Origin of the sequence: Novipirellula artificiosorum, from assembly GCF_007860135.1 — a bacterium.
GTDB lineage: Bacteria > Planctomycetota > Planctomycetia > Pirellulales > Pirellulaceae > Novipirellula_A > Novipirellula_A artificiosorum.
The window spans coordinates 80,730-104,683 of the sequence record NZ_SJPV01000018.1 but is presented as its reverse complement, the minus strand read 5'-3'; the positions used below and the strand labels follow the sequence as shown (position 1 = coordinate 104,683).

The window sequence follows — 23,954 nt, the reverse complement described above, 5'->3', positions numbered from 1 at the left end:
TTCCTTGAGCCCCTGATGCTATCCTCTTACGAACGAGGATCGATGAGCGTTTGCATCGATGCAAACGCTAGCGATCGCTCGCTTGTTAGCTGTCCGCTATGAAGCCCGGGCTGGACGCTGGGGATCTGCGACAGCTGTCATTTGCGGTTTCGGATTTAACGACCGTCGTTGCGTTTTGAAAGTCGAAGGATGACAACAAGAATCGCAATGGGAATCCCGACCAAAACAAGCAGGATTCCGGCGATGACGAGTAGTTCGGCTGGTCCAGGTAGTCCCATCGTGAGCAGTCCCGCAGTGTGTTGTTGCGTTGGATCTTCAACAAGAATGTGTGGTTGGGTTGATTGTACGGGAAAGTGGGTCTCGAAGGTGCTTTCTGCCGCTTCATGCCTATTCTCTGCTTTTCCCGCCCCCCGTCTTTTGTTCTAATTCGGTCATCAACAAACCTCGCGCGGAGAATGGAAGCATGGCGACTGGCACCAAGAAATCGAGTGATGTAAAGCAATCTCGTGCCAAGAAGGGGGCGAAAGTCAATGTTTTTCACCAGCGGCTGGGGACGCTGACTTATCACCAAGCGGTCAGACTGTTAGGCGACCAAGGACCAGCGTTGCTTCGCGGCGGTGCGCAGGCCTTTGAAGTGCAGTCGGATCGAGACGTTTATTTAGGCGGCGATCTGTTCCGCGTTCGCGTTCTTGATGAGGAATTGGAATCGGGGCTAGCCGTCGCGACGATGACGCTGAATTCGGGGCGAGACAAGCAGTTGCACCTCAACTGCAACCAATGCGAGGTGCCCTGCGAACACCTCGGGGCGGCCCTGGACTACTTGCTGGAAGCGAAGTCCGTGCTCGGACTTGCGATGCCACCGGATGAATCGGTACCGCTAGAAAACTTAACGATCGAGGAACTGCGGCAAAGGGCGATGGCAGATCGGCAAAAACGTGCTGCCGAAGAAACCATGCGGGTGCGCTCGATGGACACCGATCGGCCCTGGACGGACTACGTCGTGACCAGCGAGCGATCGGGACGCAGTTACCGCGTGGCACTGCGCAGCTTGGCCGAAGGTGAATCGTATTGCAGTTGTCCTGATTTTCGCACCAATCGGCTGGGTACGTGCAAGCATATTTTGAACGTTCAAACAAAAGTCAAAACGCGGTTTTCGGCTGCGAAACTTCGATCCCCCTATCGACGCAAACGATTGTCGTTGCGTTTAGACTACGGGTCATTCGATGGGGCGACGCCGCGCGGCTTGCGATTCAATTTGCCCTTCAAGACGGATGCCAACATGGAAGAGTTGGTTGGCGATGCGGCGCAGCATTCGATCACCGACGCCGTCGACGCGATGAATCGGCTGCAGGCTCTTGAAGGGTCGGGGTACGATGTAACGGTTTTTCCCGATGCCGAAGCGTTCATCCAGCGTCAGTTGACACAAACACGTGTGCGTCAAGAGTGTGACAAAATTCGTGAGGATGTTGACAATCACCCACTTCGAACGGAATTGCTCAACGCGGAGTTGTTACCGTATCAGCTTGATGGGATTGCGTTTGCCACAGGGGCGGGTCGAGCGATCCTGGCGGACGACATGGGATTGGGGAAAACGATCCAGGGTATCGGAGTGGCGCAGTTGCTCTCTGAGCTTGCCGACATTTCACGCGTGCTGGTCGTTTGCCCCGCATCGCTGAAAAGTCAATGGCGAAGCGAAATTGCTCGCTTTAGCGGACGGTCCTCAAAAATCGTATTGGGCAACGGAGAAGAACGGATCAAACAATATCAAGGCGACAACTTCTTTACGATCTGCAACTACGAACAAGTACTACGCGACTTATCGGCGATCGAAAATGTGCCTTGGGATTTGATCATCTTAGACGAAGGACAACGGATCAAGAATTGGGAATCAAAGACCAGCAACGTGATTCGCCAACTCGAAAGCCCTTTTCGTTTGGTGTTGTCCGGCACACCGCTGGAAAATCGACTTGGCGAGCTGTTCACCGTAACGCGATTTGTGGATGAAGAATTGCTCGGCCCGGCGTATCAGTTTTTCAACTCACATCATGTGGTTGACGATCGGGGCAAGACGCTTGGGTATCGGCAATTGGATGTTTTGCGCGAAAAAATGCAGCCCATTCTGCTACGGCGAACGAGGACGGAAGTCGCCAAGCAATTGCCCGAGCGAACCGACGAGATCATTCGCTGCGAAATCACGGCAGAGCAAAAGGAAGTGCACGACGCAAACGTTCGCGTCGTCGCTCAGATTGCCGCGAAGAAATTCATGACGGAGATGGATCGACTGAGGATGCAGAAGTGTTTGTTGATGGCTCGCATGTCTTGCGATAGCACCTATTTATTGGATCAAGATGCCGCCGAGTACAGCAGCAAATTGGAGCGACTAGGCGAACTCCTGGAAGGACTATTGGAGGACCCCTCACGTAAAATCGTGCTGTTTAGCGAATGGCGGCGAATGCTCAATCGCGTTGAACAAAAGCTTGATGCAATCGGCTGCGATTACGTTCGGCTCGATGGTCAGGTGCCGCAAAAGAAACGAGCAGAGTTGGTGTCGCGTTTTCAAAACGATCCAGCCTGCCGAATCATCAATATGACCAATGCGGGTTCGACGGGATTGAACCTGCAAGCGGCCAACACGGTCATCAACGTCGACTTGCCTTGGAATCCGGCAATCCTTGAACAGAGAATCGCACGAGCCTACCGGATGGGGCAGAAGAACCCCGTGCACGTCTATAAGCTCGTCACGACGGGCGACACGATCGAGGAAGGTTTGCTGACGACGCTGGCGTCGAAGCAGGACTTAGCGGACGCCTCGATCAACTTTGATAGTGAAGTCAGCGAAGTGGCGATGCAGAGCGGCATGGAAGATTTGAGGCGACGGTTGGAAGTGATCCTGCCAAAACCGCTCGCGGCACCGGTCGACGAAAGTCAAAAACGTCGTGTTGAAGCGGAAGCCGAGGCGTTGGCATTGTCACAAAAACGCCAATCGGTGTCGCAGGCTAGCGGACAATTGATGACCGCCGCGTTGTCTTTGGCGGGCGAATTGATGAGCGGCAACGATGCCAAGCCGCCTGCCGAAGAAACGGTCACCAAATTGACGGAGCGGCTGGGCCAATGTGTCGATCGCGACGAACAAGGCCGACCTCAACTCACCATTTGCCTTGAAAACGACGAGGCGTTAAGAGGCTTGGCGACCACGTTGGCACGCTTGCTAGGGTGACACCTGAGTTCAAAAGCGTTTCCCTGTCTTCGAAATCGAGTTCCGTCGCCGCAGGGGGCTTTTTTCATCGGAATGCCCGGTCACTCGCCGAGCCGCACGATGGCCAGTCGTCATCAAGGTGGATGCCACGTGCTGATGGGAGACGGAGCGGTGAAGTTCGTTACCAACAGTATCGATACCGGAAACCTGAATTCACGCCCCGTCGGCGTTACGGGGGGGCCACTGGCGGGTTCCGAAAGCCCATACGGACTGTGGGGCGCGCTCGGTAGTGTCTCCGCAAAGGAAACTCGTTCGATCGAAGAACTGTAGGTTTCGTCCAATCATGACGCTGCTGAGTTCGCTCAGCAGCGTGTTATTAACTCAATTACTCTATTCGTTCGTTGCGACGAACGCCCGCTTCCGATCCTTGAAACAGGTTTGTTGATATCATGAAAACGATCATGTTCACCTCATTGTTATTTATTGGTTTAGTAACGCTGCAAGGCTGTGGCTCCGGTGATGAACCCACGGTAAATGAACGTCCAGAAAACGTGACCGCAAACGATTATCTGGAGATGGAACAGGATAGTGAACAAGCAAGGATGGATGCGATCCGAGACGGCAATTGATCCTCAAGGCTTACTACATCCGTTAGCATGACGCGTTGCCGTCGGAACGACGCGATGCCATGCTGTGCCATCCACCACGGACTACGGAAGCGATTGTCGTGAACATAGGCCAGAGGCCGATACACCTTTTGCCAACGGCGCCAGCCGCGGATGATTCTGGACGATCGCCCAAAACCGCTCAAGCCCCACGACACATTCGCAATACATCGCAACAAATTCCCGGTCGGTAACCACTTCATTCTTACTGACGATCTCGGCAAGCTTCTTGTCACTCCTCGCCAAAGCCTGACCCCAGTTCTCCGCCGCACGACAGTTCGTTGACGAGACACGCCCGATCAGAAAGAGTAGGAAATGGCGACTGTTGAGAAGCTGCAACCAAGGGAATTCAAGCGTCGCATCGTTTCTGGTTCCTTTCCCAATTTCTTACGCTTATCCGATGCGTTGCAAGGGATGCAGTTCGTGCAGGCTGACCCAATCCGATCGCCAGCGAGGGCTCAGGATTTGATGCTGCGGCAACGTGTTGCCGGGTACGTCGCGGGCGAATTGGAGGAGTCATTCCAAGACCTAGAAGCGGAGGAAGGATACCTTTTTGCTTATGGGTTTATGACGCCCAAGGTTTGGCGAAACCTTCGTTGGCGTCCAAAACGCAAATTAAGAAAACTCGAGCGTGAGGTGCTCGACGCGGTGGCTGAATTGGGCGAGGTTCATCCACGTGGATTGATAGAGAGATTTGGTCGGAAGTCGGTAAAGAACTATTGGGGCGGTAAGTCTCAACAAACGAAGCGGGTTCTAGAGAGCCTTCATCATCATGGATACCTGCGGGTGAGTCGTCGGGAAAAGGGAATTCGTGTCTATCAGGTTCCTGGGGATTCAAGTGGGAAATCAGAAGCTCCAATGGAGCGATATTGTCTTCTTGTTCTGACAACTGCCTTTGTGTTTGGCCCGACGACAAAGGGTTTCCTCCTTTCGGAGTTGCGGTGCCAAAATCACCTGTTGCCATGCCGGGCGGATCGACTGGCGGCTATCGAATCCTTGGTCGAGGCAGGGAAACTGGCGGAGGTCGAAGTGGAGGGTGTCACTTACCTTTGGATTAGAGAGAATTGGCTGTCGGCGGAGGTTCCAGAGCGAGTTCGTATTTTGGCTCCCTTTGATCCTTTGGTGCGTGATCGAGAGCGATTCGCGCAGACTTGGGGTTGGACTTATCGTTTCGAGGCGTATGTGCCAGCGGGGAAACGCGAACGTGGCTATTATGCAATGCCGGTTCTTTGGCGAGAGGACGTCATCGGTTGGGCAAATGCGAATGTGGTAGACAAGCGTTTGGAAATAGATTTCGGATACGTGGGCAAGCGACCTCGCGCGAAGGCGTTTCGATTGCAAGCAGAGGCAGAAGTGGAAGCGATGGCGAAGTTCTTGGGTTTGGAGAGTGGTGCTTGGGAGCTTGTTTTCTAGTTCGACGGTTCCATTGATTGATCGCTTTGATTCTACTGACGTAGTACAAGCCCGACGCGCAAACGAGTGACACACGTGGCTCCCACGCTAGCCCGGATTATTCATCCGTCCCAACCTATTCCCGTAACTCTTTGTATGCAATCGGCTTACATCGATTGAGTCAACAGACTGCGCACGTTGGAGTCATAGGCTTTAGCCGATTCAGCAAGGATCCAGCACGGAAAGGAACGAATGCGATGCCGAATACCTTGAGAATCATTTCCGTTCTGATGTTGCTAACGGCTGCACTTTTTGGGCGAGTGACGGGCGAGGACAAACCCCGCGTCGTCGTCATGTCTGACATTGGCGGGACCGAGCCGGATGACCAGGAATCGTTTGTTCGTTTGCTGCTCTATTCGAATGAGTTGGATCTCGTTGGGTTGATCGGCGCAAATTCACAGTTTGGGATCCATCGCGGAGACACTCGCGTATTCGAGCGGATGATTGACGCCTATTCGCAAATCCGCCCCAATCTGCTGGTGCATGCCGAAGGGTACCCGAAACCGGCCTACCTGAAGTCCATCATCCGAAGTGGTCAGAATCGCCACATTGGAATGGATGGCGTGGGGCAAGGGGCCACAACAGACGGTTCTCGGCTGATTGCGGATGAGCTGAAGAAAGCGGATGAACGGCCCGTCTGGGTGCTGGCCTGGGGAGGTGTCAATACTTTGGCGCAGACGCTCTGGGATCTGCGAGAGGAACAGACCGCCCACATCGTTCTTGCTGTGACCGACAACATCAGGCGAAGGTCCATGATCTGCAAACCGTGAATTTCGAGGCGTGCAATTTGCCGAGCGATTGGAGCACGTCGAGGATGCCACAGAGGATTTAGCTCTCCGGTGGGTCGTACGCTTCAGGCAACTGGTCATGCACGGCGCGAAGGATCCGCTCTTCAGCTTCGGGTGCCAGTCGGCCCGGCTGGTTGTAATATTGCATCGAACGATCGACCTCGTAACCACCTTCATCAAGCAGTCGGCGCGAAGCGATGTAGCACGGTGCATCGTTGGCATAAGCCGTGATCCATAGCCTCTTGCCGTCAAGTTCCCAGCGTAGACGCAGGTCGTAGTCCACCACCACCTCCCCGGCCAGAAAGACCATCGCCAATTCGTCTCCGAATAGCCAGGTCTGGACTGGATAGGGAATTGAAGCGGGCAAGTCCTCTCCGGCATCCAGCCGCTCGAGTTGAACGCGGGCGTGATAGCCTGTTGCTCCGAGCTGGCTGGCACGTTCCAACAATTCTTGTCGACTCGGTGGAGGTGCGAAGGGCAGATCGATCAAGGTGGCCTGGCACACAGGAACGGTTTCCAATGGAACCAGTTCAGCTTGCAGCACCCTCTTAACCTCAGCTGCCAGCGTTTCGCCGTGAGCGCGCGCCATCGCCAGTTCCCCGCGCGGTTCGGGATTCGCATCAGCACCGCATCCAATCGTGACCATTCCGACCGCTCCGGGAAACTCCCGCTCGATTGCCTCTTGTGCATAACCGGCCCAGTCGCCGCACACTTGGTTCGAATCGCCACCGAGGGTCGTGCAATGGCACGCGTAGTTGACCACAACCGCCTTCACTTCGCCGCCGGTTGTCGCCGCCTTCATTACGGGCGAGACATGCTGGACGGGACCCATTGGGTTGACCCCAAATCCAGCCCACGTGCCGTCCTTTAAGACACGACGGTTGGCCGCGAAACCGACGGATCCCTGCCCCCAGGCCAGTGTACCTGGCTCCAGATTGGCGTGGGCATCGATCGCCACCTGTTCGATCTGGTCCGTCAGACGTTTGGTGTAACGATCAATGACTGCTTGGTGGTCATCCGGAATGGCCTCGCCAAACAGACAAGACGCCACCCCGGTTAAGCAGGGTGCAGTGTGAGTGTGCGAAGCGGCGATCACGAGCCGTTTTTTGGGCAGCTTGATCTTCTGCTCCAGCCTTCGTGCGACCTCTTCCGTCATTGTCGCGGGCACGCCCAAGTTGTCCACTGTGATCAAGATGGCGGGCGGACCTTCCTTGCCACGGATTGCCAGTGCCTTGACCCACAGCCGCTGAGCGACGCCCTGTGCCGGCTGGCGACGATTGCCATACCCGTTCAATCTCGCAGGCTCGGTTGGGGTGACATCCACGGCGGCCACGCCAATCAACAGATCATCGGCTTGGATCCTTGCGTTCATCCCCCCAATCGCGACCACCAACATGCATAGAGAGATTCGTTGCATCGCTCTTCCTTCCAGGGTATTGAGTTGCTCAGAACAAGTCGGCGAACAAGTCGGCGATCGAGGACATAACGTTACTTCTCTTGGGCGACTGCGATCATATCCACCGCCATGGTGCGCTGCGGTAGGCCAACTCCATGGATCATTACCTTCGATGCAGCAGGCGGGCGAGTGGGGTCGAACAGCCGAGGACGCGTCCTGTCAATCCAGCGAGCCGCGTCGTCGTCGCTGACATAGTATGTAGCCTTGACCAGATGGCGCATGTCGCTACCGGTCTTAGCGAGAACCAGCTGCAGTCGATCGAAGAGATCGACTGCCTGAGGTTCACCCCGGCTCGGTTGGTGCGCGTACAGACCGGATAGATAGATTTGCTTGTCGGCCCGCATCAGGGCCACTTTGCTAAAGGTATGCGAGGGGCGAACCTCAGGCGGAGTAAAGTACTCGACCGAAGACGCGGAAGGTCTCTCGCTTTGGGCTGACTTGCTTGGCGAGGGCAACTGGGCGATCATCTCGATCTCCACCGGCATCGAAGCGAGCCATTCCACGAAGACCACCGGCGGGGTCATCTGATCGGGGAAGAACGTGCTCAATTCGGCTTGCACCGCCTCGGCCGAGGTCATCGGTTTCAAAAACACTTTTACCTGAACCACATGCTGGGGCGAGAGCTTCAAGTGTTCGAGAGTCGCGATCAGTTTGGACATCGACCTCGTGGTGGCCGACTCGGTCAAACCGCCCGCGTCCGGCTGGCCGGAAAGGTAGGCGATGCTTCCCGCCGGCAATACGGCCGCATCGGCGCGACCCTCCTCGCCGGCCACCGCCTGGCAGCGCTTCCGGTTGACCGTTTTGCCATTCTCGGCGGATCCGGCGACCACATCGATGGCCACCAACGCTCCGGTGGGTGCAAGCGGCGTCAGGATCGAGGTGATTGCCGGGCGGACGGACGGATCGAGCCGCTTACCCAATTGTTGTTGAAAGCGGGTGAGGATTGCCGTAGAGAGAGCGTATACATTCACGCGAACCAGTTGGTCCATGCCGGAGGCGGAATCTTTTAATACAGCCTCCAAGTTGTCGAGAACCTGTTGAATTTGCTCGTCGACTTTGCCTTTACCGACCAGCTCTCCGGCGCGGTCGAGCGGAAAGAGCTGCCGCGTGTGGACCAGCGGAATCTGTTTAACAATCACGGCTTGTGACATGCCAGCCGGCGCATCCAACGGAACGTACTCGATCGGCGTGTCGACCGACTCCTTGCTTTCGAATGTCACATCGCTGGTCGCTGTCTTTGCAGCCAGCGTCTCTTCAGCCGAATCGATATTCAGAACGACCATGCATGCGGCCGCAGCAACCATTCGCCATTTCATAAACAACTTCCCATCGTTGAATCCTAAACTTCGCTGGGCAGTTCATAGCCTATGCGTTTCGGAACGTCGGTCAACTGGTTCGCCTCGTCGTCGCCGGGGAACATTTCCTTTTCCGGATCCCACTTCAGTCGACGGCCCAGTCGGCGGGCAATGTTTCCCAGATGGCACAAGGTAGCGACACTGTGACCGCTCTCGATCTTCATGATCGGGTCCTGGCGAGAGACGACGCAATCGAAAAAGTTCTCCATGTGGTTGTCGCTTTCGTAGACACGGATTGCATCGGGCGGCAACGGTTCTTTGTCAAGGCCCGCTGGGTCACACTCGTAGCCCTCACGGAAGATCGTGATCGTTCCCTGATCGCCAATAAACGTTGCCCCTCCTCCAAGCCTCGGATCTCTGCTGGTCAACGACAGCACCACACCATTGGCATATCGGTAATGGAGGTTCGTCCTGGAGCAGGCGGCATCGCCACGATCGACTTTCTCTGGCGTGTGGTAGACCATCGTTTCCAACTTCTCAGCGGGATCGACCCAGATCTCGACCGGACCGCTATCGTCCATGTCCAATGCCCAATGGACCATGCTCAAACCGTGACAGCCCCAGTTGGGTAGCTCGCCGCCCGAATAGGGCCGGAACGACATCCAGCCTGGACCGACGGCGTATTTTTCTGCAGGGTACGTGTAGTAAGGAGGCTCACGTTCATAGGGGACACGCGACAGATAAAGATCGGTGTGATAGGGCACCACTTCGTTCGGCCCGCACCATCGGTCCCAGTCGAGCCATTCGGGAATCGGCTGCGCGGGAAAGTCGCACTCGTAGGCGCTGGGATAATTGTAACCGATGATCGATTGGATCTTACCGATCCGGCCGTTGCGAATGAGTTCCACCGCTTTGCGAGTCGCGGGATGAGACCGCTGCTGTTCGCCGGTTTGAAATACTCGTTGGTACTTGCGCACCGCCTCGACCATCATCCGACCCTCGCGGATCGTATGGCTCAAAGGCTGTTCGCCGTACATGTCCTTGCCAGCCTGACAGGCGTGAATGCATGGCAAGTAGTGCCAGTGTTCTGGCGTGGCGTAGATAACGACCTCCACCTCTTTTTGGTCCAGCAGTTCACGGTAGTCGTGAAACGCCTTGCAGCGATAATTCCTGGCCCACTCCTCGGCGCGTTTGCGGTTGAAGTCGGCCACGGCCACGATCCTCGCATGAGCGGGCAGCGAGCCCTGCCCCCCTTTGCCGATGACCAGTTGCCCGCTGCGACGTCCGCAGCCGATGATCCCAACGCCGATCTGGTCCATCGGAGCGACGCTATTTTGCGTTCTGGCGGCAACACGGAACGCGCTGCCGGTCACGTTCGTTGGCTCCTCGCGGCATGACGTCAACACCGGCAGCGTGATTCCTGCCGTGGCAGCACCCAGACCGTGCCCCAGCAACCGCCGCCGCGAAATCTTTCGATTGGTCATGCTGCACCCATCGCCATGTAGACTTTGCGAATCGCCCGAACGATATCGTTGATGTCATCCTCGCTGAAGTTGGGATCCATGATCACCCCGCCATGGCGTCCCAAGATGTCGATCGTCCGTGGACAGCACTCGCTTCCGTACCGAATCGCCTTGCCCTCGGTGCTGTTGAACGAAGGCCACAGTGGATGGACCGTGGTTTTCTTCGCAATCCGCTCGACGACCGGCAAGATGACGGAGCCGCCTGGTCCCGCAGCTGCGATTCCCTCGGCCCGCAACGCTCTCAGGAAATAATCTCGCCGCGCTTCGGTGCCATGATCCAGGAAGACCGTCACCCCCAGATCTCCAGCCTGGTCCGCCGTCTTTCGCAGCTTGATGCCCGGCAGGTCGGCGATGCCCTCGCGGACCTTGCGGGCGTTTCGGCGCAGGCCGCCGCAAATCTTTTCCAGCTTCTGCAATTGGCCCTTGAGGACCGCGCCGGTGAACTCGCTCATGCGGAAGTTGCAGGCAGCGAAAGCCACCAGCAAGCCGCCTCCCATCGAATCCGCGTAGACGTCGCGTAGCGACCCGGCGTCGTGGAATCGGATCGCGCGCTCAAAAAGCGTTGAGTCGTTGGTGAGCACCGCTCCGCCCTCACCAGCGGTGATGCTCTTGCTGAGTTGGAAGCTGTTGATCGCGATGTTGCCCATCGTCCCAACATACTTTCCTTTGAAGCGACCTCCCAAGCATTGGGCGCAATCCTCCAAGATGCGAAGGTTGTGCTTTTCCGCGATCTCTAGAATCGGACTCATGTCCGCCGGAGTACCTTGCAGGTGGACCACGATAATCGCCTTGGTCCGCTTCGTGATTTTCGATTCAATATCCGCAGGATCGATGTTAAACGATTCGTCGATCTCGGCAAACACCGGCAGCGCGCCCGCAAGGACGATGGCATCGTAATCGGCGTACCACGTCCACGCGGGCAGGATGACCTCGTCGCCGGGCCCGATCTCCAATGCCGCCATGGCGGTATATAGTGCCGTCGTTCCCGAGGTGACCCCGAGCGCGTGCTTCATACCGACATGGGCCGCGTAGGCCTTCTCAAACTGTAGAACCTTCGAGTCCTCCGCCTGCCAACGAAAGGGAGACTTCGATTCGAGCACGTCGAGAAGCTCTTGCTTTTCCACGTCGTCGAAGAACTGTGGACCGTAGGGGTGATGGCGAAGTCCCGTCTTGCGAACGGGTGATCCTCCATCGATGGCAAGCTTCGCCGAACTTGCCACGGTTTCGCCCTCTGCCGCTACGCCTGCCGGCGTCGTGCTTGGCAAGGTCGACGCAGCGCCCAGAACACCAACGGTCTTAATGAACTCTCGGCGCTTCTTCATGGGCGTTTCCATCGAACTCTCCTCGTACAGGGGAATGAGAAGTACAGGGGAATGAGAACCACCACCAAATTGTAGCCGGCCACTTTGCCCATCGCTACTACGACACCGGTTGCGGATGCCTGCCGTTGCCAATGCAGCGGCTCCTATTCCAACTTATTTTTAGATTGCAGCCTTTGCCTGTGTCCAATTTGCGAAACACCGATTCGACGGCCGTCCTGCTATTCCCAATACTGCGAGCAGCACCATGAGCAAGGCAAGTCCGCGTAAAGCCCGAAATCGAAGGCTTCGTGTCTCTTGCAGGTTTTGGGAGGTTTTGCCGCGGGCGAACGAGACGCCTATTCGCTACAATCTCGTTAGCGATTCTCCGGTGGTCGCATGGCCGATCGATTTCCAGGTGTGGGGAAAGGGCCTCGCACAAATCAACATGAGGCGAGCAAAGGAAAGACTATGATGCACAAGTTCATTTTCGCAGTGATGTTCTCGATGCTGGGAACCACATCGTGGGCCGCGGACAATCGCCCGAACATCATCTATATCATGGCTGACGACCTGGGCTATGGTGACCTGTCGTGCTTCGGCCAGACGAAGTTCAAGACACCGAACATTGATCGGCTGGCGGCGGAGGGCATCACCTTCACAGACTACTACGCTGGCTCCACCGTCTGCGCGCCGACTCGTTGCGTGCTGATGTCCGGACTGCATACCGGTCACGCCTTTGTCCGCGGGAATCGCGAGGTACAGCCCGAAGGCCAGGCGCCGATGCCCATCGACATTGTGACGTTGCCGAGGCTGATCAAGAAGGCAGGCTACACCACGGGGATGTTCGGTAAGTGGGGCCTCGGCGCACCCGGCTCCGCCAGCGATCCGGTCGAGCACTTCGACACGTTCTACGGTTACAACTGTCAGCGCCAGGCGCACACGTTCTACCCGACTCATCTATGGCACAATGACAAGAAAGTTCCGCTTGACAGCAAGACCTATTCGGCTGACCTGATCTCTGACCAGCTGTTGCAATTCGTGCGTGACAACAAGGAAAAACCGTTCTTCGCCTATGTCCCCTTTACCATTCCACATGCGGCCATGCACGTTCCAGAAGACGACCATTTGCCTTGGCGTGAGAAGTGGCCGCAGTTCGACGATAAGATTGGCAAATACAGTGGGCCGAATGTGACGAATCCCGTCGCAGCGTTTGCGGGCATGGTGACGCGCATGGACCGGCATGTGGGCCAGTTGCTGGCGCTGCTCGAGGAACTCGGCATCGACAACAACACCATCGTCTCGTTCACTAGTGATAACGGTCCGCACATGGAAGGAGGTCACGACCCGAAGTTCTTCGACTCCAATGGCCCGTTGAAGGGGCACAAACGCGATCTTTATGAGGGCGGCATCCGCGTACCGTTCGTCGCCCGCTGGCCCGGTACGATCAAGCCCGGCACAAAGACGGATCTGCCAGTGGCGATGTGGGACGTCTTGCCAACCTGCCTGGAAATCGCTGGAACCGAAGCACCGGCCGGTATCGACGGAATCAGCTACCTGCCGGCGCTGCTCGGCCAGATGGACCGTCAGAAGAAGCACGAGTATCTGTACTGGGCGTTCTATGAGCGCGGCGGCAAACTGGCCGTTCGCTGGGGCAAATGGAAGGGCGTTCGCAACAACGTCGGCAAGAATCCGAACTCGACCCTGGAGCTCTATGATTTGACAAAGGATATCGGCGAGACAAGCAACATCGCCGCCCAGCATCCCGAGGTCGTGACCCAACTCGAAACCTTCCTAAAGGACGCCTACACACCGTCACCCGACTGGTCGTTTGGCGGTCGTTAGAATCTCCTTTAAATAGAATCAATTTCGTCGATAACTGATGTAGAGGCTCTTGATGAGAAAGACTGATTGGCGTTCCATTTTTTTCTCTGCTCTTGGATTCGCACTCGTGGCGAGCAACTCGCACGCCGCAGATTTCGCGATTGCAGACGATACCGAAGCGTTGTCGGTTTCGCACGGGCGTGACGGCAACACGCTTGTCGCAAAGGGGAATTCGAAGGGACAGACGTTCGAACTTACCAAGCCAGGATCCGTCGGCGGACTGATCCTAGGTGCAGCCGACGTGGCATCGGCTGCGGATCTGACAGTCCAGGTGTTCGCACTCGAAGGGGGCGAACCGTTTGGCGAGGCGTTGCATTCGCAGACTGGAGATCTTTCGGAAGGAATGCAAGCAGGGGATTCAGTCGTTGTACATCTTGATCCTCCGTTAAGCTTGTCGGCCGGAAACTACGCGATGGTGCTAAGCACGGTGAAGTCGAATCTTCGATTTCACCTGAGTCGCGGCTACGAGGGCGGTTGTCTGATTCGGCGAAACGACAGCACGAAGGGCAAGTGGGCTGTTGGAAATGGCGTTGGTAGCGATCTACTTTTTCGGCTGATCGGTTCGCAGGGAATTACCAGCGAAGGACCAGCAGGATTGCCACCCAACGAGGCTCCGTTGGAATGGGTGAGGCACGAAAACCCGGTGTTCGAACCGAGGAGTCTCGATGATCTGGAGCGCAAGCCAAACATCATCACCGTGATGGTGGATGATCTAGGCTGGAACCAGATTGGCGTTCCGCAGGCCACGTTCGGTACGCATCCCGACATGTACGTCACGCCGAACCTCGCGCGACTGGCAAACGAGGGGCTTTGCTTCACGAATGCTTACGCACAACCGAATTGCGCGCCAACACGAGCCGCGATGTTGTCCGGTCAGTATCCGACGCGAATCCACAACAACGTGTATGTCGTCGGCAGTCTGAACCGCTTCGGTGGAGGCGGTCCTTCGAAGGAAAAGGCTCGTTTTGTTGGTCCAGAACAATCAGAAGACGTTGCTGCTGAAGCGGTCACGGTTGCAGAAGCTCTGAGAGAAAACGGCTACGCCACCGCGCACATTGGCAAGTACCATGTCGGCGGTCATCGTGGGGAAGAAACACTGCCGGAGAACGTGGGGTTCGACATGAACGTTGGCGGTTTTACCCAAGGTCATCAGCCAGTTTGTTTTGCGACGCAGACCGACGAAAACCTGTGGGGATTTCGAGGGTTGGGGCGAGGCGATTTCGACCGATTTGCCGAGCCCTACGCCACCGAATACCTGGAACGCTACGGTTTCCCGTTATCCCTCGCCGGAACCCCGAAGCATGTTAGCGACGCGCTGGCCGATGCTATGGAAGAAACGGTCGCCAGCTTCGCCGCGGCCGACAAACCGTTCTACCTGCAAGTGCATCCCTACGCAGTCCATGGCCCGGTTCGATCACGCCCCGACCTTCAAGAGGGTTCCGATGGAGACCCGTTCGTCGGTTTCGTGAAGAGCGTGGATTTGATTCTGGGGCGTCTCCTCAGCGCGATTGAAGATCCCAATGGCGACGGAGACAAAAGTGATAGTATTGTGGATCACACGCTCGTCCTGTTCACGTCCGATAATGGCGGAACTCATAAAGACAATCTGCCGCTCCGCGGAGTCAAGGGCATGTTCACCGAAGGCGGCATTCGAGTTCCGCTTATCGCTCGGTGGCCTGGCAGGATTCCCGCCAATACCGTTACGGATCACCTTGTGCACAGCGTCGATTACTACCCAACCTACCTCCAATTGGCGGGCGGAACGTGGCATCCCTCGCCGGAAGTACATCCGCTGGATGGATTCTCATTCGCCGATGTGCTCGTCAATCCGAACGACGACTCGCCACGAAAACCGATCTTCTACTTGTTCCCCGGTTACTTGGATCGTCGCGCCCAACCGTGCGTCACGGCCATTGAAAAACTCGGCAAATCTCAGTTCAAGCTGATCTATTCTTACGAGACGGACGGCTGGGAACTGTACAACCTAACGACAGACATTCGTGAATCTCGCAACATTGCCGACCAGCAACCGGAAGTTGTCTCCCGCCTCGCCCAAAGCATGCACCAGTGGCTGATGCAGGACCATTTGACATGGCGTCCCAAGTATCCGATCGCGAAAGAAACCGGCGAACCGGCCGGCCCACCCCTTCGCTAGGCCAGCGCTGAAGAGGTCGTAATGCGGCCGGTCCGAATAGGCACGCATCAACGATGACACCAACCGTAGTTGCGTAGACGAATCCAAACAATCAAGGAGCCTCCTGTAGATCGAGCGTGAAGCTGTCGTGACACGGAGCAACGCCAGTGTTCTTCCACGTGTGCTCCAACAACAGCCGAGAACACGTGCCCGAACGTAGATTGATCTGCTCAGGAACTCGAATCTGAGTCAAAACGAAACGGTATCCCACCCGCCGAGCCGCATCCTCGAACAATGCCTTCACGTCGGCGGGCGCTGATTCCCAACCGGTCGGACTCATCACATTCGTGTTTGTGGAAACGCACTCGCATGAGCGTCAATTGCGCGTCGGTAGGCGGCAATGTACCGATCTCGAGTGAACTGTGCTTTGTCCATTTGCTCTTGCGTCCAACGCCCCGGCATGTGCAGCCCTAGATGCATTTCTCCCCATTCGCCGATGCCGCCGATGTCGACGTATTCCAATCCCTTTCGTCCATCGAGGAAACCGCCGAGTCGCCGAACGAACTGGCAGTACTCATCGAGGTATTTCTCGTCCCAGAAAACAGGATCGGTTTGTGTTTGGCCGTAGAGATTCAGATGCTCAACGGACGCCGCCCCCTTGTCGAACACCCATTTCGGTGTTGCATAAGCGGAACGGGCATGGGTACTGGCTGACATCACGCGAAAGGCCACACGTTTGCCTCGCCGGCGGACCCAAAAATCAAATATCGGTTCGAAGTAGGCCTCAAACCCTTTGCCGTGGCCATCTTCTTCTAGTTTATTCCAAGTTGGACGAAAGTAGACAATATCGGCCACTGACAGCGGCCATGTCTCGACCGATGGCTGATAATCCAGGCCTCCACCGCCAGCGAGATACAGCCCCATGCCGGCTACTGCTGAAAGTACTGATAGAACACCGCACCGAGTTGCTCTCCATATTTCTTCCAATTGGCGGCCGTTGGATCATCATCCAGCCCCGCTATCCAGTCCGCATTGAGCTCGTGAATGCACGCGGGAACTGCGTATCGTTGCTGTAACCCACCAGCAAAGGTCGGCGAGATGCCTGTCGAACTTCCCTCGGTGAAAAACGAGTGCGTTCGCAAAACCTCTTCGAAACGCCTCAGGCGATCCAGGAAATTGGCTGTTCGAGCATCGTTTGTCTCGGACCGGGGAAAGTGCAGCTTCCCCCAGGCATCATTGTGGAAATCAATGGCCAGGTCTGGCCGCTGTCCCCGATCAATCATTGCCTCGAGCCATCTTTCGAGAGCCGCGTTTTCCGGAACAAGCTCTGGATCGGCCGGTTGCAACCAGTCACGATTGAGATCCTTGCCGTTCATGTTGAAGCGTGTGCGTCCATGGGCAACGCCATCCTTATTGGCCATCGGCATCACGTACAGACAGAAGGTCGCCAGGTATTGCCTCGCTGTGTCGTCATCACGTAACAAGCGACGAACGAGCCCCTCGATCACCCAGTTTCCACCGGGTTCCCAGGGGTGAGCGCGAGCTCGAATCAACACGCGGTGCGGAGCCTCGCTCGATCCCACACGGATCATTTCTAGCTCGCGTCCCTGGACCGTGTTACCGATCGGGGAAATCTCGACCAGCGTCTTCCCGTCAAGATCGGCTTTCAGTTTTTCCAAGTCAGAGATACGGTAAGGTTGCAGGCGAGCGACATAGAGCGACGGGCCGTTCATACGGATTTTCAACCGACGATGATCCGGCTCGACGTATTCCATTTTGACTGCTCGCCACTGTTGTCCGTCGTCCGAAACGAATGTTGTTTTCGGTTCGCCAGCGGCTGTGCCGAGCTTGCCGTTATAGATATTGGCGAACGGGCCCAGCATGAGCGTCAGATCCGCTCCCGGTTCCGCATCGATACGGAAATTCCAGTGTCCGTTTGCACGGTTCGGCGATTGACGCTCCTGATCGTAGACCAGATGAACATGAACAACACCTTCGGCATCCACCTCCCACCACAACGGAGATGCATTTTCAAAAGCGGTGTTGATGTGGTGCAGCGGATGTGTGCCGCCGGCTTGTGCCTCGTGCTCGCATCGCGTTGCCTCTATTAATAGTGAGACGGCGACAATACAAATGCAGAAAGGGATCGAACAAAAAGACGGAATCGACATCAAACTCATAAGCCTCACGTTTAGCGATCCAGCGAATCGTACCAAGGACCATAATTCCAGTTTTGCAGCAGGTTCATCGCTGACCGATCGACAGCCGCATCGACGGGTAGCAGCATCGCTGCATCAATGCTTGCCCCCTGTTTCGCACCGAGCGTCAGTCGACTTGAACCCGCCTTGAGTTGAACGTCGGCGACGCGATACCAGGACCAGTGTCCGAATTGCTCACCGTAGTGAGCGAACATCTTGGTGTAGGCGTACCGAGGACTGGTCCAGTCGTTGAATCCGATCAAGCCGTAGGTCCGAAACTTGCGAGGCTCTGCGTCATCAATTGCAAGTGTCATGTCGGTTGTCCGCCCACGAACGTGATAGGGTTCTCACCCCGCTTCAATTTTCCGGGCAACGACAGTGGCGACACCACGAAGGTGTTGTGCACCGAGAGATCGCGAACCGTCGTGTGGCCATTTTTCTCCAGTTCAAGCTTCAACCAATACGCATAACGAGCGGTGATGTGATCTCGCAGCCTGCAAGACGCGATTGTCGGTTCCGATCAAGTCGGCATCCTGCTGGCCGACGGTACTTTTCGGCAATTCTTCCATGGCAGAACGCATGGAATACGGCAATTGCTGCTCGGAGGGTTGTGGCGAGAAATCTTGTTCAATAGCCGTTGCGAAAGGCAATCCGAAACTGAGTAATGCGGCCGAAATGATTCCCGCAGACATGGAACGGAAGCAGCTACGCATCGCCGTACTCCAAGAAAAAAGGTGGTAATCAAAGTTGTCGATTCATGTGGTAATCGTACCATTCGCAGTATGTAACGTGTCTTCTGATGCGAAAAAAACCTTGCGCCGTCGCGATTCATTCACTCGATACGAAAAAATCGCTAGGACGTCTCGATTGAAGCGAGTCGACCATCTGATCACAAATCACCCGAATACGATCGGAGTTCCAGTCGGGATCCCATGCCATGAAGTGGACGGTTGCGGGTTGATCGAAGGCGATGCTTTGAGCGCCAACCATGATGATGTCTTTGGGCTCGTCGCACGATGCGTTGCGACGTCCGTATTGGCGAAAAATCGTGGTACGACCGGTCATCCGTCCGTCGGGCGAAAAGCTGGCCCAGGCAACGTCGGCCTCGCGGTCACAGCCGATGGAGGATAGGGCGCATTGGATGTCAGTTCTCCGTTATACTTAGGATTGCCCAGTCAGCTCTGCTGCGGAGCAACCTGCCGAGGGATAACTGGGGCAGGGCGGGAAGAGTTTCTCGCTGGGCCCCGGTCGAACGAGCGTGTTTTTCCGGGGTTTCTTTTTTGGACTTCGAGATAGAATGACGCGGAACCTACTCTTTCTGCCCTGAAATGCCAAAAAAAACTGGGCAATCGAGTTGGTCGGTCCGACAAGGCCCGTGGAAGTTGATCCACAACGGTACGCTCGGTTTAACCGGACACGGGAAAAAAAAGTGGGACAACAGCTTACCCCGAACGTTTCTGGTTAACTTAGATGCCGACCCGTCCGAAGAACACAACCTTGCAGCGAAGCATCCCGATCTTGTGAAGCGTTTGACGATGCTTCATGAGCAATGGGCCAGCAATGTGAATCCTCCCGAAGATCAGAAGTGGGTTGACGAGTTCGATGTCCCACTTCACCGCCCCATCACTCTAATTTCAAGCTAGATCATGAATCAAATTTCTCGCCGCCAGATGATGGCCTCCGCAACCGCACTGACGATTCTGGGAACTTCTTCCGCAGCACGTGCCGGATCCGTCAACGATCGTCTCAATGTCGCTTTCATCGGAGTCGGCAACCAAGGAATGGGCTTGCTAAAACGTTTTCTCGCTGCCGATCTCGGCAACGTGGCGATGGTTTGCGACGTCAATCGCGGCAGCTACGGCTACAAGGAAGAGGATCATTTCTACGGACGCGAACCGGCCCGCGATTTTGTCAACGACTACTACACACGACACCGTGGCAAAGGAAACTATAACACGTGTACCGCCACCGAGGATTGGCGTGAGGTCATCGCTCGTGATGATATCGACGCAGTATGGCTGGTCGTTCCCGATCACTGGCACCGCCCGATGGCCGTGACTGCGGCGGCAGCCGGCAAAGCAATCTATTGCGAGAAACCACAATCTTTGACCATCGCCGACGGTCAGGCCATGGTGGCGGCGGTTCGTGAGCATGGTGTGGTCCTTCAAACCGGCAGCCACGAACGGTCCAACCCGGTCAGCCAGTTCATTTGTGAGGCGGCGAAGGCCGGCAAGATCGGCCCGATCCGTCGTGTCGTTACCACGGTCGGATATAACAACAAAGTTGGTCCCGGACCGGGCTGGAAAGCCGAGCCGGTGCCGGACGGATTTGACTACCAAACGTGGCTCGGCAATGCTCCCAAGGTCCCCTATCACCACGACCGATGTTTGTACCGTTTTCGATTCAACTACGATTACTCTGGTGGTCAAATCACCAACTTTGGCGCCCATAGCAACGACATGGCCCAGTGGGGACTCGGGCGTGATTTGGATGGCCCCGTTTCCATTCAAGCGTTGGAGGCCAAGTTCCTGCCCGAAGGCAGCCTCTTCAACACCGCGACCGAAACCAAATTTCGATGCGTCTACGAGGACGGTGTTGAGTTGATATGCCAGTCGGGGCCGGAGCAGGTTCAAACTCGTTTTGAGGGCGAAGACGGTTGGCTGCAGACTGGTTACCGCGGAACGACCGCATCGTCACCAAATTTACTCGATGGCTTACCCGAAAAGCCCAGCGGTACCGATGACGTATTGACGCGTCACATGCGAAACTTCTTGGACTGTGTTCGCACAGGCGATGAACCTCGCGCCTATGTTGAAGTCGGACATAGCACGGCGTCGCTATGCCATATCGGCAACATCGCCATCCGTCGTCACGCACAGCATGGCGATCAAACGCTCGACTGGGATCCGAAAAAACAGACCTTCGCCCAGGAAGATGCCAATGATCTGCTTACCAGGAATCGTGCGTGATTGTCTAACCATCGTCAATCCAACCAATGCTCCGTCTCAGGTCTGCTGAATCGATGCCTTCCCCATCGTCCAAGATTCAGGATGCCGGAAAGAGCAATTCGGTTCGGGCGTCTGCAGGGTCAAAGCCCTCGATTTCGCGAATCGCCGCTTCGTACTGGGGTTCCTTGTAGGAACGTGACGCCCAGCGGAGCAAAGGATAGAGGCTCGAAGGCTTAACGCCGCCGATCTGTTCATGTTGCCAGGCACCCTGATTGCCGACGAAACGGGCACGATAGTCGATTGCCTTTCGGATGGAACGCCCCTCTTCGCTCTCGTAGTTCCAAAGGTCCACGTCGATGCGCTCGGCCAGGGAGGCCAGGGTGAACATGCCACGGAGATTCATCACGCTGTAGCTGAACGATTTGGTGCGGGCTAACTCGTGCGGCTGACGGCCGTCGGGTTCGATCTGCCGAGCGATCCGTTTTGTAGTGGCTTCTTGGAGCACGCGTGCGTCGCGACGGATGTAGGGCAAACCGTCGTCCTTGTTGGGATCAGGCCACCAATACGGGCCGACGCTCATGTAGTCGTGTGGGTCTCCGCTTGGCGGCACAACGCCGCCGTCGGTGACCGAGAACTTCGGAGATATTGCGATGAACGCCTGCGAGTTACGAACACAAGTTCTTGGGCTACTTCTGCTCTCGTCCTCCACCGCTTTTTCGAGCGAGTTGATACTGGTAAAGGATGGCGTGTCGAATTGCGTCATCGTAGGCCCTCCCTCGCTAAACGATCTGCAGCGAATTGCGATTGATGATTTTCGCCAAACGATCCGCCAAACGAGCGGCGCGGACATTGCGCTGGTCAGTGCCGAAGATGCGGCTAGTCTGCCTGAGGCGACGGTGCGGATTTTGCTCAATCCAGATTCGGCGGCGGGCGAGCGATCCTGGACGATGCCGAGTCGAAGGCCAACGACGAACGGACTCGGCTGCGAATTCAATTCCTGCGTGACGGGCTGACTCAGGTCGAAAAGACGGCTGCGATACTGGAAGCCAACAAGACGGATCGAGAGAAGCCGATCAGAGCACTGAGCGAATTCTCTCGCGACACAGAAAAGAAGTATGGCTACAGGGGCAGCAACGGCCTCTGGATCATGCAGCACTGGGGCGTCATCGGCAAGGAAGTCGACTTGGAAGGGATGTGAGACGACCGGAAAATTTTTTTTACCAGAGACATGACCAGAGAATTGTAAGAGAATGATCTTTCGGTCGTGAAAGTTTCCGGTCGAAAACAGATGCAATGGTTGACCGTTGCGTATGATCGTGTTCAGCTCACAACCATTGGGAACGATCGGAAGACCTCGTGACCGAAGACTGATGAGCTGGAAGCCTACCTGGCTCGATCGGAGCCACATTGAACATGATGAAGAATAGAGAATTTCAATTGAAAAACGTATGCCTTGGGCTGTTCGCGGCCCTCTTGATTGTCGACCACAACTCTCATGCTGTTGATCGACCGAACGTCCTGTTTATCCTGGCAGACGACCTGGGATACCACGACCTGGGTGTCACCGGAAGCGATCTGCACCAGACGCCGCACATCGATCGGTTGGCGTCGGAGAGCGTCGCCTTTACTCAGGCGTATAACGCACCGACCTGTTCCCCAACCCGTGCGGCATTGCTGAGTGGCAAGAACCCCGCAACCCTTGGCATTGTTGGCCACGGCGGTATTCGTCGCATGGACGGCGGAGGCGAGTTTCTTGCAAGTGAAGAGTACACATTGGCCGAGGCACTGCGTGATGCAGGCTATGCGACCTGTCACATCGGCAAATGGCATGTCGGTAACAAGGGAACCAGCGGTCCGGCCGAACAGGGATTCGAGGAAGTCATTGCCTCCAACGAATTCTGCTGTCCCGGCAGTTTCTTCTTTCCGTTTCGAGATCCAAACAAGAGCGGAAGACTGGCTGAACGAAGCGCTGTTCCTGACCTGGAGGATCGCCAGCCCGGTGATCATCTCACGAGCTGCCTGGGTGAGGAGGCTGTGAAGTTTCTGAAGCGACAGAAAGATGCCGACCGACCGTTTTTTCTGAATCTCTGGTACTATGCCGTGCATACACCAATCCAAGCGCAGAAGGACAAGGTGGAAAAATACCGCGAGCTTATCGACGACGGCGCCCATCACACGAATCCACATTACGCAGGGCTGGTGGAGCACCTCGACGACAGCGTCGGTAGCGTGCTTCAGGCTCTCGAGGACAACGGCCTGGCTGACAAGACGCTCGTGATTTTCTACAGTGACAATGGTGGCGAGGTGCGTCAGGGCATCACATCGAATCACCCCCTGCGGTCCGGCAAGACTTCGCTCTATGAGGGCGGCATTCGCGTGCCGCTGTTCATTCGGTGGCCTGGCGTTACCCGCGCCGGTGCAGCCTGTGCGGAACCCGTGGTGGGGCATGACCTGTATCCGACCTTGCTCAGCGTGACTGGCGCCGCAGGCGATCCTCGCCAGAACCGCGAGATGGACGGCCGGGATTTGTCAGGATTGCTCCGCGATCCATCCGCCAAGTTGGCTTCCCGATCACTCCATTGGCTGCGATATGGCGAGACGTTTCATTACCCCTCCTATCGGACCGACCCGATCTTCGGACCAAGCGCGGCGATTCGCAAGGGAGATTGGAAGATGGTTGAGCGTTATCCCACGCCCGCAGGACTCCAGCGAAAGTTTGAACTGTATCAACTGGTTCAGGATCCGTCGGAATCCGTGAACCTTGCGGAATCCAATCCCGGCAAGCTGATGGAGTTGAGGAACGATCTGGTAAGCTGGCAGCGGAAGATCAACATCCCCACCTATGAATCGCTGGCTTGGCCGGCGTTCGAGAAGGTGGAAGAGTCGGAATAAAGATACCAAGACACCTTGTTGCGGCCCTTCTGGTCGGTCTCGCAGTGGCGTCAACATGTGCTAGCGAGATGCCAACGGTGCAAGTCGATGTGAGTTCCTCCGCTCTCCAAATAGAAGGCTGTGGGAATACTCTTAACGATGTCCACCCACGCGCAGAGTTGCGGATTGGCGATAATCCAGGGCAAGTGGATTTCATTCCCAGGTCTCCGGCGGCGATTGCCACAG

Annotated in this window: 23 protein-coding genes; 11 read left to right on the top strand and 12 right to left on the bottom strand. The window is 56.2% G+C overall.

What is annotated here, in order from left to right; translation table 11 throughout:
• Nucleotides 1–155 precede the first annotated feature (155 nt).
• Nucleotides 156–278 carry a hypothetical protein gene (locus Poly41_RS35475; protein ID WP_261344925.1) on the bottom strand — a complete coding sequence of 41 codons (123 nt, stop codon included), beginning with the start codon at nt 276–278 and terminating at the stop codon, nt 156–158.
• A gap of 185 nt (nt 279–463) precedes the next feature.
• Between Poly41_RS35475 and Poly41_RS30115 the strand changes: the two genes are divergently transcribed.
• From Poly41_RS30115 to Poly41_RS30095, 5 genes are all read left to right on the top strand, one after another.
• On the top strand, nt 464–3,217 hold the full coding sequence (locus Poly41_RS30115; protein WP_146531076.1) for a DEAD/DEAH box helicase: 2,754 nt from the start codon (nt 464–466) through the stop codon (nt 3,215–3,217).
• Nucleotides 3,218–3,289: 72 nt separating this feature from the next.
• The gene (locus Poly41_RS30110) at nt 3,290–3,526 is read left to right on the top strand and encodes an H-X9-DG-CTERM domain-containing protein (protein WP_146531075.1); all 237 of its coding nucleotides are present in this window, start codon (nt 3,290–3,292) and stop codon (nt 3,524–3,526) included.
• Nucleotides 3,527–3,645: 119 nt separating this feature from the next.
• Entirely contained in the window at nt 3,646–3,825 is a 180-nt protein-coding gene (locus tag Poly41_RS30105; protein ID WP_146531074.1) for a hypothetical protein, read from the top strand.
• Between the two features lie 351 nt (nt 3,826–4,176).
• Nucleotides 4,177–5,274: a DNA glycosylase AlkZ-like family protein gene (locus tag Poly41_RS30100; protein ID WP_146531073.1), complete on the top strand. Its 1,098-nt coding sequence runs from the start codon at nt 4,177–4,179 to the stop codon at nt 5,272–5,274.
• Nucleotides 5,275–5,510: 236 nt separating this feature from the next.
• Nucleotides 5,511–6,083, top strand: coding sequence for a DUF1593 domain-containing protein (locus Poly41_RS30095; RefSeq protein WP_146531072.1), 573 nt, complete (start codon nt 5,511–5,513; stop codon nt 6,081–6,083).
• A gap of 58 nt (nt 6,084–6,141) precedes the next feature.
• Here the strand turns inward: Poly41_RS30095 and Poly41_RS30090 are convergent, their stop codons facing one another.
• From Poly41_RS30090 to Poly41_RS30075, 4 genes are all read right to left on the bottom strand, one after another.
• Nucleotides 6,142–7,518, bottom strand: a complete 1,377-nt coding sequence (locus Poly41_RS30090) for a neutral/alkaline non-lysosomal ceramidase N-terminal domain-containing protein (RefSeq protein ID WP_146531071.1) — start codon at nt 7,516–7,518, stop codon at nt 6,142–6,144.
• Nucleotides 7,519–7,589: 71 nt separating this feature from the next.
• Complete coding sequence (locus tag Poly41_RS30085; protein ID WP_146531070.1) at nt 7,590–8,873, bottom strand: RidA family protein; 1,284 nt, start codon at nt 8,871–8,873, stop codon at nt 7,590–7,592.
• Nucleotides 8,874–8,896: 23 nt separating this feature from the next.
• On the bottom strand, nt 8,897–10,336 hold the full coding sequence (locus Poly41_RS30080) for a Gfo/Idh/MocA family protein (RefSeq protein ID WP_146531069.1): 1,440 nt from the start codon (nt 10,334–10,336) through the stop codon (nt 8,897–8,899).
• A complete protein-coding gene (locus tag Poly41_RS30075; RefSeq protein WP_197231841.1) occupies nt 10,333–11,697 on the bottom strand; it encodes a DegT/DnrJ/EryC1/StrS family aminotransferase in 1,365 nt (454 codons plus the stop codon). The genes Poly41_RS30080 and Poly41_RS30075 overlap by 4 nt, the downstream gene beginning before the upstream one ends.
• Before the next feature lie 447 nt (nt 11,698–12,144).
• On the opposite strand from Poly41_RS30075, the gene Poly41_RS30070 reads away from it, so the two are divergent.
• Both Poly41_RS30070 and Poly41_RS30065 read left to right on the top strand, forming a co-directional pair.
• Entirely contained in the window at nt 12,145–13,518 is a 1,374-nt protein-coding gene (locus tag Poly41_RS30070) for an arylsulfatase (protein WP_231616070.1), read from the top strand.
• A gap of 52 nt (nt 13,519–13,570) precedes the next feature.
• Nucleotides 13,571–15,712, top strand: a complete 2,142-nt coding sequence (locus tag Poly41_RS30065) for a sulfatase-like hydrolase/transferase (protein WP_231616069.1) — start codon at nt 13,571–13,573, stop codon at nt 15,710–15,712.
• A gap of 91 nt (nt 15,713–15,803) precedes the next feature.
• On the opposite strand, the gene Poly41_RS30060 is transcribed toward Poly41_RS30065, so the two are convergent.
• From Poly41_RS30060 to Poly41_RS30035, 6 genes are all read right to left on the bottom strand, one after another.
• Nucleotides 15,804–16,031 (bottom strand): DUF4832 domain-containing protein, encoded by a 228-nt coding sequence (locus Poly41_RS30060; protein ID WP_146531067.1) that lies wholly within the window; start codon nt 16,029–16,031, stop codon nt 15,804–15,806.
• Nucleotides 16,031–16,615: a hypothetical protein gene (locus Poly41_RS30055; protein WP_146531066.1), complete on the bottom strand. Its 585-nt coding sequence runs from the start codon at nt 16,613–16,615 to the stop codon at nt 16,031–16,033. Before Poly41_RS30055 ends, Poly41_RS30060 begins: the two co-directional genes overlap by 1 nt.
• Nucleotides 16,616–16,620: 5 nt before the next feature.
• The gene (locus tag Poly41_RS30050) at nt 16,621–17,862 is read right to left on the bottom strand and encodes a M14 family zinc carboxypeptidase (protein WP_197231839.1); all 1,242 of its coding nucleotides are present in this window, start codon (nt 17,860–17,862) and stop codon (nt 16,621–16,623) included.
• A 20-nt stretch (nt 17,863–17,882) separates the two neighbouring features.
• On the bottom strand, nt 17,883–18,203 hold the full coding sequence (locus tag Poly41_RS30045) for a hypothetical protein (protein ID WP_146531064.1): 321 nt from the start codon (nt 18,201–18,203) through the stop codon (nt 17,883–17,885).
• 132 nt (nt 18,204–18,335) lie between these two features.
• A complete protein-coding gene (locus Poly41_RS30040; protein ID WP_146531063.1) occupies nt 18,336–18,602 on the bottom strand; it encodes a hypothetical protein in 267 nt (88 codons plus the stop codon).
• A gap of 115 nt (nt 18,603–18,717) precedes the next feature.
• Nucleotides 18,718–18,954 (bottom strand): hypothetical protein, encoded by a 237-nt coding sequence (locus Poly41_RS30035; protein ID WP_146531062.1) that lies wholly within the window; start codon nt 18,952–18,954, stop codon nt 18,718–18,720.
• A 263-nt stretch (nt 18,955–19,217) separates the two neighbouring features.
• Between Poly41_RS30035 and Poly41_RS30030 the strand changes: the two genes are divergently transcribed.
• Nucleotides 19,218–19,532, top strand: a complete 315-nt coding sequence (locus Poly41_RS30030) for a hypothetical protein (protein ID WP_146531061.1) — start codon at nt 19,218–19,220, stop codon at nt 19,530–19,532.
• A 3-nt stretch (nt 19,533–19,535) separates the two neighbouring features.
• Nucleotides 19,536–20,858, top strand: coding sequence for a Gfo/Idh/MocA family protein (locus Poly41_RS30025; RefSeq protein WP_146531060.1), 1,323 nt, complete (start codon nt 19,536–19,538; stop codon nt 20,856–20,858).
• 76 nt (nt 20,859–20,934) lie between these two features.
• On the opposite strand, the gene Poly41_RS30020 is transcribed toward Poly41_RS30025, so the two are convergent.
• Entirely contained in the window at nt 20,935–21,600 is a 666-nt protein-coding gene (locus tag Poly41_RS30020; protein ID WP_146531059.1) for an alginate lyase family protein, read from the bottom strand.
• Here Poly41_RS30020 and Poly41_RS30015 point away from each other — a divergent pair.
• Together Poly41_RS30015 and Poly41_RS30010 are read left to right on the top strand one after the other, a co-directional pair.
• Nucleotides 21,584–21,850 carry a hypothetical protein gene (locus tag Poly41_RS30015; protein ID WP_146531058.1) on the top strand — a complete coding sequence of 89 codons (267 nt, stop codon included), beginning with the start codon at nt 21,584–21,586 and terminating at the stop codon, nt 21,848–21,850. The genes Poly41_RS30020 and Poly41_RS30015 overlap by 17 nt on opposite strands.
• Nucleotides 21,851–22,250: 400 nt before the next feature.
• Nucleotides 22,251–23,729, top strand: coding sequence for a sulfatase (locus Poly41_RS30010; protein ID WP_146531057.1), 1,479 nt, complete (start codon nt 22,251–22,253; stop codon nt 23,727–23,729).
• The last annotated feature ends 225 nt before the right edge of the window (nt 23,730–23,954 follow it).